This window comes from Methylobacillus sp. MM3 (assembly GCF_001645185.1).
GTDB lineage: Bacteria > Pseudomonadota > Gammaproteobacteria > Burkholderiales > Methylophilaceae > MM2.
Map to the genome: position 1 here is coordinate 380386 of NZ_LXTQ01000001.1, position 12667 is coordinate 393052.

A 12667-nucleotide genomic window follows, 5' to 3' on the forward strand; every position below is an offset into this window, starting at 1 on the left:
GTAATCCATATTCCGTTCAAAAATTATTAACAAGCCGCGTCAACGCTTCGACGCGAGTACGCGCAAGCGCCAAGGCCTGACCTGCTCTCGCCGCCGATGCCGACACGGTGCAAAGAGGCTCCTCCGCCTCAATCCGGGAAGCGGGCTCAGGTACGTCCGCCACCCAGTCCGGCCACTCCATTGCCGCCGGCACTGTCAAATCGAAAGGGGCATAGTATATCAAATGCGCCTGCGATGGCTCCTGTGACAAGGGCTCGGGCATTACGCCCATGCTTGCCTGCATGTGCCCCTCGAACAACATTGCGCCAGCGTGATCGGCATCATAAAGCGCAAAGGTGGCGCTCAATCGCGGATTGACCTCCAGCACCCAGAAATTTTCTTCATTTGCAATACAGTCCAGGCTATTCAGCCCGCGCAAACCCATCTCTGCTGTGATTTTCTCTGCGGCCTGCAACATGGAGTTGCATATGTTTTCCGGCAACGGAAAGTGACTCACCGCCCCACCATAGCGATATGGCATGGTCGGCACAGGCGCCAATAGCTGCAAGTTATACCCGACAACGTTAGCCTTGCTGCCATCCGCCAGAAATAGCAAAGAGACTGGCTGTCCGCAGACCTTACGCTGATAGTAACGCCCTGCCTCATGGCGTTCCATTACGGGTAAGACATGTGTGCCGCCGGAACCACCGACAAGCTTTGTCAACCACTCGGCCGAGGCCGTTGGCAACGCCATCGAAACTTCAGGAGCGGGAATGCCGAGGCGGGACAACATCGAAAAAAAACGGCCCGGATCCTTGATGATCCTGACCGTTTCTGGCTGATTTCCAATGAGCTGGAAATTCAGTGCAAGCTCTTCCAACAATTCCGGCTGTGTCTCGAATCCGCTGCCGTAGACCAAGCTTGTGCCTTTTGAGGCAACGAAAAGCAACTGAGCCCGTACATCCTCCGCATCGAACCCTCCATGCCGGTAAGCCAGTTGAATGGCTTTACCCGCGGCATGACGCGTATCGATATCGCAAAAAACGTCCGCCGCGATAACGTGGCGGCCGGATGCCGCAGCCGCCCGGACAAACGGCCGGGCGCAAGCAGCGGCAATAATGAGCGGCTTAGGCGAGATCCTTGCGCGCCATTTCGAATGCGGACAGGAAATCCAGATACACGTGCGTCTGGCCTTCCAGCATTTTCTTGAACAGATTTTGCTGCAACTGATATTTGTTGTTACCGATGGCCAGAGCACCCATGCCGAAAGCATTGGTGCCTTCGATTTGAACGCCATCGGCCATCGCGGTAACGCCTTCAGCACCGGTCGGTGGAACCGCATTGACGTCGGCGACCACCTTTAGTGTCGGCGAGCCGGCCATTTGTTCCAGCGTAATCACGCGCACGCCCGCTGCAGCGCAGCAGAGAGCAACATCGGCACTATGCAGTATCTTTTTCTTGAGTTCGTCCGTGCTGCCGTCGGCGTAGCCGATGTCGGTGCCGTAACGCTTATTGTAAGCCGCAGCCTTTTCCTGAACATCCGCGAGAGAGCGGTGGGCCACAAGCTCAACGGTCGCACCGTGCTTGGCTGCGATGACTGCGGTACAGCCGCCAACCGGGCCGGTAGCGCCAAAAATGGCGATCTTGCGGCCGGAGAGATCGCCACCGAATTGACGTTTCAACTGCCGCTCGACCATGGCCATCATTGCCGCGGCGGTCGTGAATGCGCCGGAAGGATCTGCAAATACGGAAATCTCAAAAGGAGGAAACATTGCCTTTCTGGCAGCTTCCAGCATATCCATCGCCAGGTCGATATCGCGACCACCGATCAGCATGCCGGTACGCCATACGCCACGAGGCCCGCGCGAGAAAATGGCGTCTTGCACAAGGCCGGTCACTTCGTTCAACTGAACATTGGTGTAAGGAGCGATGGCGTCATAACCGGCGTCATAGGCCATGTTCACGTCGAACGGGCTGGCATTCTTGGCCGGCGTAATGAAATGAAGAACGTATGGCTTTTCCATTGTTGTTACCCTTATTAAATAATGAATAGAACTTAATTCACCGCACAGGCCTTGTCAACGAGATCGCCCTCGTACGCCACCCGTACTTCACTACCTTGATTTCGCGCCTGGCAAAGCATGAAGCTCATGCCCTGCCTGTGGGCGCATCTCGCTTCGAGCGCAGCCGCCATTGCCTGCGCTTCGAGTTCGTTTTCCAGCACTGCAAAACCCGTGGGGCCCCAGGAACTCTGGCCCACGCACCGGACGCCTTGCGTGCGCATCCATTCGAGCGCATCACCGACAGCGGCACTGGTATATCGCTCCCCGCCCTGGGCAGAAGCGAAGTAATCCCCTATCCGGCACTGGATTTCATAAATTGCCGATCCAAAAGCATCAAGATTCTGCTCGGCCACAGCCGGCAAGGCCTGCATCAGTACGCGGCGGCACAATGCCGCTGCGATTTCTTCAGGAAACTCCGGCAACGTCCGGAACGCTTCCACTTCCTCGTTCCCATGCACACCGGCACCGGAGCGATCAAAAATCAGCAGCACCCTCCACGCGTCGGGAAAGTCCATGCGTGACAGCAAAGGGGGAACCAGCGTATTCGCGCCGCGCCCTCCGTCCAGCAACAATCCGCCTTGCTCGAAAGCACCAATACCGATCCCGGAGCGTGCCCCTCTGTCCGTCAACGCGGCTATCTCGCGAACGGAAAGCGACGACTCGTACAATTTTGCCAGCGCAACGCCTACAGCCAACGACATTTGCGTACCCGATCCCAAGCCCGCATGCTCTGGAATGGTGCTTTGCAGCTCCAGACTCACCCCATGCGAGAGCTGAGCGCGCTCCATGAAGCGCCTTGCGCAAGCCAACGCACGCTCAGCGCCGAGCCCCTGAGCTATAAACTCTGTGGATCGCGTTACCGTCAGGCGGGTGTACGGCTGCTCCAGAGCCAGGCCTATGCTGCCGAACCGGCGCCCGAGTCCACCGTGCAAATCGAGGAACCCCATGTGCAGGCGCGCCGTCGTCACAACGCTAACTCGTTGCGGAGTATTACAGCCAGACATGCCGATAAATTCGATTCAGGGAATAAACCCGTCATTTTAGCCTAGCAAATGTATTTATTGAAATTCAATCCAAAAAATTCTGCCCTGTCGGAGAGCCCGCAACAATTCATGGCGGAACCCCTGCCTGCATAAGGGCTTCATAGAACACCCCTTTATATTGACGACCCGTTTTTTTCACTTGATAATGCGCAGTGAAGTTTTTGGTTGCCGCTTTTGGTTGCATGCATTCGATCTAGTCCCCTGCACAACCCCGCCGCGCCGTCTGGTGAACCCGGTGTTGCTGCAATCTCAAATTTCCGCAAAGCTAACGTAGGTGCGCATCCAGAAGCGCGCCAAGATTTGGAACGAGAGAATCCGAATGGATAATTTTGCTCAGGCGGGCACCGTTGAATCGGTAGCCTGTCCTTTCTGCGGCTTGCTTTGCGACGATCTGACCGTCCAACGCGACTCCGCAGGTAACCTTAAAGTCATGGAAAACGGCTGCGCCCGCGCCGTGACTTTTTTCGAACGCCCTGTTGCCGCGCCCAGCCCTCGCATTCAAGGCAAGCCTGTCGCATTGCAGGAAGCGCTTGCCAAAGCAGCTGAAATTCTCGGCAAAGCCCGGCAGCCTCTTTTGGCCGGCCTGGGCACCGAGGTCTTCGGCATGCGCGCGGTGATGAATCTTGCCGAAAGCAGCCGGGCTACGCTGGACCACATGAATTCCAATGGGTTCATGCGCAACATCCATGTGCTCCAGAACTCCGGCTGGTTTACCACGACACTGAGTGAAGTACGCAATCGCGTTGACTTGCTGGTCGTGGTTGGTACCGATATCAGCAGCGTCAACCCGCGTTTTTTCGAGCGCGAAATCTGGAACACCGAAACGATGTTCGACCAGAATACGAGTCAGCGCGAGATCGTTTACCTCGGTGGACGCGACCTAGACACCTCCGCCGGCGTTTCGCCGGACGGACGCCAGCCCGATGTATTTGCATGCGATCTCGACCGCATCCCGGAGGTCGTTGCGGCTTTACGCGCGCTCATCATCGGCAAGAAACTTCACGCTTCTGAAATTGCCGGCATCGCCACCGCAGACCTCGAGCGACTTGCACAGCGCCTGCTTGCCGCCAAGTACGCCGTGGTTGCCTGGGCAGCCGGCCCGCTCGCCTTCCCGCATGCGGAACTCACAGTGCAGAACATCACCGAGCTGGTCATCGCCATCAACAAGACCACGCGCGCTGCAGGCCTGCCGCTCGGCGGCAGCGACGGCGATACGAGTGCCAACCAGGTGAGTGCATGGATCAGCGGTTATCCGATGCGCAACTCCTACCAGCGTAATTACCCGGATTTCGATCCTTATATCTATGCTGCCGACCGTCAGCTGCAAAGCGGCGAAGCGGACGCGCTCTTCTGGGTTTCGACGTTCAATCCCGAGCGTACTCCGCCGGCCGCCGACGTACCGACCGTGGTATTCGGCGACGCGCACATGGAATTCGAAAAAGAACCGGACGTGTACATCCCGGTGGGAACGCCCGGCATCGACCATAAAGGCATCATGTTCCGCAGTGACAACGTCGTAGCGCTGCCATTGCAGCAATTGCGCAGCAGCAGCCTGCCCACGCTGGGCGAAGTATTGCGCGCAATCGAACAAGCTCTGCAACCGGCAGTCCAGTAAGATTTCAAGGAAACCCACATGCTGATCAAACTGAGCGGCGGCACCATTTACGATCCGGCGCACGGCATCGATGGCAAAGCCATGGACATTTTCGTCCGTGACGGCCGCATTGTCGAAAAACCGCGCGACGGCGAACGCATCGACCAGGAATACAATCTCGCAGGCAAAGTCGTCATGGCCGGCGCCATCGACATGCATACCCATATCGGTGGCGGTAAAGTCAACATCGCCCGCACGATGTTGCCGGAAGATCATCGCCACGACCCGGCAGCGCATAGCGATTTGTGCCGTGCGGGCTGCGGCCATGCCGTGCCTTCCACGCTCACCGCGGGTTATCGTTACGCCGAAATGGGCTACACCGCAGGTTTCGAACCTGCCGTGCTGCCAATGAACGCACGCCAGGCGCACCTTGAAATGGGCGATACGCCCATGATCGACAAGGGTGGCTACGCGATGCTGGGCAGCGACGATTTATTCCTGCGCATGCTTGCCGCCAAGCAAGACCAGAACGCAATCAACGATTACGTCGCGTGGACCATTGCCGCAAGCCAGGGCATCGGTATCAAGGTGGTAAATGCCGGCGGCATCAACGCATTCAAATTCAACCAGCGCTTCCTTGATCTGGATGAACAAAACTCGTATTACGGCATAACGCCACGCGAAGTACTGAAAACGCTGGCGCGTGCCGTGCATGAGCTTGGCGTACCCCATCCGCTGCATGTACACGGCAATAATCTCGGCGTACCGGGCAACGTGGAAACCACGCTGAACTCGATGGCGGGTGTCGAAGGTTATCCGATGCACCTCACACACATCCAGTTCCATAGCTACGGTACGGAAGGCGATCGCAAGTTTTCCTCGGGTGCCGCACGTATTGCCGAAGCGATCAACAAGCAAAAGAACATCTCAGCGGACGTCGGCCAGATTCTGTTCGGCCAGACCGTGACCGCCTCCGGCGACCAGATGTCGCAATTCCGCAATGCCGGTGCTGGCAGCCCGCACAAGTCGGTATGCATGGATATCGAATGCGATGCCGGTTGCGGCGTAGTACCGTTCAAGTACAAGGATCAGAATTTCGTCAATGCGCTGCAGTGGGCGATCGGTCTGGAAATTTTCCTGCTGGTGGACGATCCATGGCGCATTTTCCTGACTACCGACCACCCCAACGGCGCGCCCTTCACCAGTTATCCGCACCTGATCAAACTGCTGATGGACAAGACCTTCCGTAACGACATGTTCGCCAGCCTGAACCTGGATGCTCAGAAAATGAGCACACTGGCGTCCATCGACCGCGAATATTCGCTCTACGAAATCGCGATCATGACCCGCGCCGGTGCTGCCAAGCTGGTCGGTCTGCATGACCGTGGGCATCTGGGCGTGGGCGCAGCAGCCGACATCACGGTGTATACCGATATCGCTGACCGCGAAAAAATGTTCGAGAAGCCGGATTACGTATTCAAGGACGGCCAATTGATCGTCAAGGACGGCAATATCGTCCGCGTAGTCTGGGGGGCGACGCATACCGTCAAGCCCGAGTTCGACCGCGGCATCGAAAAGGAAATCAAGCAGTACTTCGACAAGTATCTCACGATAAAAATGGATCATATGAAGGTAAGCAACGACGAGATCGAAGGCGACGGTCGCGGCAAGGTCATCGTGCAGGAATGCAAGGGTCGCCGGGAGAAGACGGCATGATCATCAACGGCGTCGTCATTGACGATACTTTCGCCGAAGCCTTCGGCATGCGCGGCACGCGCGTCATCATCACCGCGCAGAACCTGAAATGGGCGTATAACGCCGCCAACGCAATGACCGGTTTCGCGACCTCGGTCATCGCCTGCGGCGTGGAAGCCGGCATCGAACGCGAACTGGATTCCTCCGAAACGCCTGACGGCCGCCCCGGCGTAGCCGTATTGCTGTTCGCCATGGGCAGCGCGGTGCTGATGAAGCAACTCGAAACCCGCATGGGCCAATGTGTGCTGACCTGCCCCACCGCTGCCGCATTCTCGGGCATTGAAGGCGGCGACCGCATCAACCTCGGCAAAAACCTGCGCTTTTTCGGCGACGGATTCCAGATTTCGAAACAGTTCGGCGGCAAGCGCTACTGGCGCGTGCCGGTAATGGACGGCGAATTCCTGACCGAAGAAAAAACCGGCATGGTACGTGCCGTCGGCGGCGGCAATTTCCTGGTGCTGGCCGAATCGCAACCGCAGGCATTGGCGGCATGCGAAGCGGCGATTGAAGCCATGAAGAAAGTACCCAATGTGATCATGCCCTTCCCCGGCGGCGTCGTACGCTCCGGCTCCAAGGTCGGATCCAAGTACAAGACACTGATTGCGTCGACCAACGACGCGTTCTGCCCAACTCTGAAAGGCATTACCAAGACCGACCTGTCGCCGGAAATCGAATCGGTGATGGAAATCGTCATCGACGGTTTGACGGATGAAGACGTGCGCAAGGCTACGCGTGCCGGCATCGCTGCCGCGTGCGAACTCGGCGCCAAGAACGGCATCAAACGGATTTCTGCCGGTAATTACGGCGGCAAGCTCGGCCAATTCCAGTTCCACTTGCGGGAGATCATGGCATGAGCGCCCTGACCCTTACCCTGAAAAGCATTCCCCAACAACGTATCGACTGTTCGCCGCTTACCCCGGACAAGCTTGCCGGGAAGTCCGTTGCCGAAATCGGCGCCATCGAATTGCAGTCCGGCAAACTTACGCTGCGCACCGATGCGGTATTCGATATTTCCGGTGACGACGCCAGCGATCTCGTCTTCATGAACTGCCGCGACAAGCTGGACTATATCGGCAACGCGATGCAGAGCGGCCGTATCATCATTCACGGTGATGCAGGCTGGTATCTCGGCTTCCATATGAAGAAGGGCAATATCGTGCTACATGGCCATGCCGGCGGTTTTGCCGCCAGCGGCATGAGTGGTGGCACCCTGCACATTCATGGCAGCGTCGGTGACTATCTGGCATCCGCAATACCCGGCGACCGCAAGGGCATGAAGGGCGGTCTGGTGATTGTCACTGGCAACGCCGGTGATCGCGTCGGCGACCAGATGCGTCGTGGCATTGTGCTTATCGAAGGCAACGTCGGTGCATATTGCGCCTCGCGCATGCTGGCTGGCACGATAGGCGTGATGGGCTCGGTCGGCGATTACGTCGGCTACGGCATGCGCCGCGGAACCCTGCTATTGTTCAGCCAACCCAGATTACACGCCACCTTGCAGGATTGCGGCTCGCATACACTGCCTTTCCTCAAGCTGATGTTCAAATCTTTTAGCGGCTTGCCCAGCAAGTTCGCGGCAATCCATCTGAATCGCGTGCAACGATACGCAGGCGATCTGGCCAACGATGGCAAGGGAGAGATTCTGATTTTCATGTAAGAGATCAGAATCGGAATCAAACTAATCGAGGTTTACTGCATGTCCGAGCAAAAAGCCGCATCTATTCCGATTGCATTTACAAAAAAACAGGGCAAGCCCAAAGGCCGCCCTGTTGACCCTGCCGCACGCACCGAGATCGAGGCACTGATCCAGGGAGAGTCCTGCGCGCCCGATATGCTCATCGAGCATCTTCACAAGATTCAGGACAAGTTTGGCCATATCTCCAGCAAGCATATCGCGGCGCTTGCTGCGGTGATGAAGATGTCCCAGACCGAAGTCTATGAAGTCGCCACGTTTTACCATCACTTCGATGTCGTCAAGGAAGGGCAGACTCCGCCTCCCGCACTGACCGTTCGCGTATGCGAGTCGGTTTCGTGCGACATGGCCGGCGCGCATGAACTGATCGATGCATTGAAGCGCGGCCTGGGAGACCATATCCGCGTACAACCCGTGCCCTGCGTGGGCCGCTGCGACACCGCTCCGATTGCAGTGGTCGGACAGAACCCCATCGATCATGCGGATGCTGCGGCCGTAATCGATATCGCCAATGCCGGCGACATCGAGGCTCCGGTAACAGCCTACATCCCTTTCGACCAATATCTGAGCCACGGTGGCTATCAGCTTTACCGCGACTGTATTGAAGGAAAGCGCACTTCAGAAGAACTGATTTCCATCATGGAAAATTCCGGCTTGCGCGGTTTGGGCGGCGCAGGCTTTCCGGTCGGCCGCAAGTGGCGCATCGTCAGCGGCCAGCCCGCTCCACGCCTGATGGCGGTCAATATCGATGAAGGCGAACCGGGTACATTCAAGGATCGCTACTATCTCGAACGCGACCCGCACCGTTTCCTGGAAGGCATGCTGATCGCGGCCTGGGCCGTCGGCATCCAGAAGATTTACGTCTACCTGCGTGACGAATACGCGGGCTGCCGCAAGATATTGACCAAGGAGCTGGCCGCACTCCAGGCTAATCCGCCTGCCAATCTGCCGGAAATCCATCTGCGGCGCGGCGCCGGTGCCTATATTTGCGGTGAAGAATCCGCCATGATCGAATCCATCGAAGGCAAGCGCGGCATGCCGCGTCTGCGTCCGCCGTTCGTGGCGCAGGTTGGTCTCTTCGGTCGCCCGACGCTGGAGCACAACATGGAATCCGTGTTCTGGGTGCGCGACATCGTCGAAAAGGGCCCGGAATGGTTCACCGCGCATGGCCGGCACGATCGCAAGGGCCTGCGCTCCTTCTCGGTCAGCGGCCGCGTCAAGAAGCCGGGAGTGCATCTGGCCCCGGCCGGCATCACCATGCGCGAGTTGATCGATGAGTACTGCGGTGGCATGCTGGACGGCCACGAATTCTATGGCTATTTCCCCGGAGGCGCATCGGGCGGCATCCTGCCGGCGAGCATGGGCGACATTCCGCTGGATTTCGATACGCTGAATCAGTACGGCTGTTTCATCGGCTCGGCAGCGATCATCGTGTTTTCGGACAAGGACAAAGCCAAGGATCTTGCCCTCAACGCGATGAAGTTCTTTGAGGATGAATCCTGCGGACAGTGCACGCCTTGCCGCGTGGGTACTGAGAAAGCAGCAAAACTGATGGAAAAACCACAATGGAATCAATCATTGTTGGAGGAACTTTCCGTGGCCATGATAGACGCATCCATATGCGGTCTCGGTCAGGCAGCCCCCAACCCGCTGCGTTCCGTAATGAAATACTTCCCTGACGAACTGAAGTAAGAGGACACGGTCATGAATGCTCCTTCTACATTGCCCGCCACCATCGGCTTCTCGCTCAATGGCGAGAAGATCGATGCCTTTGAGGGCGAAACCATCATCCAGGCCGCCAAGCGTAACGGCGTGGAAATTCCTCATTTGTGCTACATGGACGGCATGCGTCCGGACGGTAACTGCCGCGCCTGCGTTGTCGAGATCAAGGGCGAGCGCGTATTGGCACCTTCATGCTGCCGCGCGCCCGCTCCCGACATGGAAGTCCAGTCCACCAGCCCGCGAGCAACCGCCGCGCAGAAGATGGTGCTGGAACTCCTGCTGTCGGACATGCCGCCCAAGGAATACAAGCTCGATAACGAGCTGACCCAATGGGCGAAGAAAATGAATCTTGGCAAGCCGCGCTTCGAGCCACGCATGTCGCCCAATGCCGACCTTTCCAACCCGGCGATTGCGGTCAATCTCGACGCTTGCATTCAGTGCACCCGCTGCGTACGCGCCTGCCGCGAAGAGCAGGTCAACGATGTCATCGGCTATGCGTTCCGTGGCCATCACTCCGAAATCGTGTTCGACCAGGGCGATCCGATGGGCGACAGCACTTGCGTCACCTGCGGCGAATGTGTGCAGGCCTGCCCTACCGGCGCACTGTCGCCCGCCAAGAATGCCGCGCTGGTGGTACCGGACAAAAAGGTGGACTCGGTCTGCCCGTATTGCGGTGTCGGCTGTCAGCTCACCTATCACGTCAAGGAAGACAAGATCATCCAGGTGGTCGGCCGCGACGGTCCTGCCAACCATGGCCGCCTGTGCGTCAAGGGCCGCTACGGCTTCGACTACCCGCGCCATCAGCACCGCCTGACCAAGCCGCTCATACGCAAGCCGGGCGTGCCAAAGAATGCCGAGATCGACATGGATCCGGCCAACCCCTACGCCGCATTCCGCGAAGCGACCTGGGAAGAAGCGCTGGATTTTGCCGCCAACGGTCTGAAAAACATCAAGGAACGCGACGGCAAATACGCACTGGCGGGCTTCGGCTCGGCCAAGGGCAGCAATGAAGAAGCCTACCTGTTCCAGAAACTGGTGCGCACCGGTTTTGGCACCAACAACGTCGACCACTGTACCCGCCTCTGCCACGCATCGAGCGTGGTCGCGCTGCTGGAAGGCGTCGGTTCCGGCGCGGTATCCAACCCGGTGGCCGACGTGCAGTACTCCGAAGTCATCGTGATCATCGGTGCTAACCCCATCGTCAACCACCCGGTTGCCGCGACCTTCATCAAGAATGCAGTCAAGGATGGCGCCAAGCTGATTCTGATGGATCCGCGCCGCACCGAACTCGCACGCCATGCGGCGTACCATCTGCCATTCAAGCCCGACACCGATGTGGCCATGCTGAATGCAATGCTGCATGTGATTGTGGAAGAGGGCCTGGTGGACGAAGAGTTCGTCAAGAACCGCACGGAAAACTACGAAGCGCTCAAGGAAAACGTCAAGGGCTTCTCGCCGGAAGCGATGGCGCCGATCTGCGGCATCGACGCCCAAACCCTGCGCGAGGTGGCGCGTCTGTACGCCAAGTCCAAGGCTTCCATCATCCTGTGGGGCATGGGCGTGTCACAGCACGTTCACGGTACCGACAACTCGCGCTGCCTGATCGCGCTATCCATGGTCACCGGCCAGATCGGACGCCGCGGCACCGGCCTGCATCCGCTCAGAGGCCAGAACAACGTGCAAGGCGCTTCCGACGTCGGCCTGATTCCGATGGTGTTCCCCGACTATCAGCCGGTGAACGATCCCGTGATTCACGCCAAGTTCGAGAAACTGTGGGGTAGCGAGCTCGATGACAAGCCGGGGCTGACCGTCGTCGAGATCATGGAAGCGGCCTACGCAGGCAAGATCAAAGGCATGTATGTGCAGGGCGAAAACCCGGCGATGTCGGACCCCAACAGCAACCACGCCCGCGAAGGCTTGGCCCGACTCGAGCATCTGGTGGTGCAGGACATCTTCATGACCGAAACCGCCTATCTTGCCGACGTGATACTGCCGGCCAGTGCGCATGCTGAAAAGCTCGGCACCTTCACTAATACCGACCGCCTGGTGCAGATCGGCCGCCCGGCGATCACCCCACCAGGCGAGGCACGCCAGGATCTGTGGATCATCCAGGAAGTCGCGACCCGCCTTGGCGTGAACTGGCATTACCCCGGCCCCAAGGAAGTGTTCAACGAAATGCGCTTGGCAATGCAATCTATCGCCGGCATGACGTGGGAACGTCTGGAGAACGAAGCCGTTTGCTATCCGTGCGAACACGAGGGCGACCCCGGCGAGGAAGTCATATTCCACGACGAGTTCCCGCGCCCTTCTGGCCGTGCCAAACTGGTGCCGGCAGATATCATTCCTGCGGACGAACGCCCGGATGCCGAATATCCGATGGTGCTCATCACCGGCCGCATGCTGGAACACTGGCATACCGGCAGCATGACGCGCCGCGCCAGCGTGCTGGACGCCATTGAACCGGCGCCGACGGTCAGCATTCATCCGCTCGACCTGGATGCGCTCGGCGCCAAGCCTGGCGACATCCTGACGGTAGAATCGCGACGCGGCGAAGTGGCCTTGATTGCGCGTGCCGATGACGGTATCCCGCGCGGCTCGGTGTTCATCGCCTTCTGCTACTACGAAGCGGCAGCAAACAAGCTGACCAATCAGGCACTCGACCCGTTCGCGAAGATTGCGGAGGTCAAGTACTGCGCCGTGCGGCTGAAGAAAGGCGGCACGATGCCGACCGAACTCGGTTACCACAGCGAGTTGGCACCCGCCTGAGTATCCTGAAGGCAATAAAAAGGCCGGCTTATGCCGGCCTTTTTATTTGCAG

Annotated in this window: 9 protein-coding genes; 6 read left to right on the plus strand and 3 right to left on the minus strand. The window is 58.4% G+C overall.

The window, feature by feature from the left end:
- Positions 1–16: 16 nt before the first annotated feature.
- From A7976_RS15315 to A7976_RS01875, 3 genes are all read right to left on the minus strand, one after another.
- Positions 17–772 (minus strand): ATP-grasp domain-containing protein, encoded by a 756-nt coding sequence (locus A7976_RS15315; RefSeq protein WP_256365512.1) that lies wholly within the window; start codon positions 770–772, stop codon positions 17–19.
- Between the two features lie 334 nt (positions 773–1106).
- Positions 1107–2003, minus strand: a complete 897-nt coding sequence (locus tag A7976_RS01870; RefSeq protein WP_067106194.1) for an NAD(P)-dependent methylenetetrahydromethanopterin dehydrogenase — start codon at positions 2001–2003, stop codon at positions 1107–1109.
- 32 nt (positions 2004–2035) lie between these two features.
- The gene (locus A7976_RS01875) at positions 2036–3010 is read right to left on the minus strand and encodes a beta-ribofuranosylaminobenzene 5'-phosphate synthase family protein (RefSeq protein ID WP_371440596.1); all 975 of its coding nucleotides are present in this window, start codon (positions 3008–3010) and stop codon (positions 2036–2038) included.
- 394 nt (positions 3011–3404) lie between these two features.
- On the opposite strand from A7976_RS01875, the gene A7976_RS01880 reads away from it, so the two are divergent.
- From A7976_RS01880 to fdhF, 6 genes are read left to right on the plus strand one after another with little or no spacing between them, the layout of a single operon-like run.
- Positions 3405–4700 carry a formylmethanofuran dehydrogenase subunit B gene (locus A7976_RS01880; protein ID WP_067106198.1) on the plus strand — a complete coding sequence of 432 codons (1296 nt, stop codon included), beginning with the start codon at positions 3405–3407 and terminating at the stop codon, positions 4698–4700.
- A gap of 18 nt (positions 4701–4718) precedes the next feature.
- Positions 4719–6395, plus strand: a complete 1677-nt coding sequence (locus A7976_RS01885; RefSeq protein ID WP_067106200.1) for a formylmethanofuran dehydrogenase subunit A — start codon at positions 4719–4721, stop codon at positions 6393–6395.
- Positions 6392–7288, plus strand: coding sequence for a formylmethanofuran--tetrahydromethanopterin N-formyltransferase (fhcD, locus tag A7976_RS01890; RefSeq protein ID WP_067106202.1), 897 nt, complete (start codon positions 6392–6394; stop codon positions 7286–7288). The genes A7976_RS01885 and fhcD overlap by 4 nt, the downstream gene beginning before the upstream one ends.
- A complete protein-coding gene (locus A7976_RS01895; RefSeq protein WP_067106204.1) occupies positions 7285–8091 on the plus strand; it encodes a formylmethanofuran dehydrogenase subunit C in 807 nt (268 codons plus the stop codon). Before fhcD ends, A7976_RS01895 begins: the two co-directional genes overlap by 4 nt.
- Before the next feature lie 39 nt (positions 8092–8130).
- Positions 8131–9819, plus strand: coding sequence for an NAD(P)H-dependent oxidoreductase subunit E (locus tag A7976_RS01900; RefSeq protein WP_067106206.1), 1689 nt, complete (start codon positions 8131–8133; stop codon positions 9817–9819).
- Between the two features lie 12 nt (positions 9820–9831).
- Positions 9832–12615 carry a formate dehydrogenase subunit alpha gene (gene fdhF / locus A7976_RS01905; protein WP_067106208.1) on the plus strand — a complete coding sequence of 928 codons (2784 nt, stop codon included), beginning with the start codon at positions 9832–9834 and terminating at the stop codon, positions 12613–12615.
- The last annotated feature ends 52 nt before the right edge of the window (positions 12616–12667 follow it).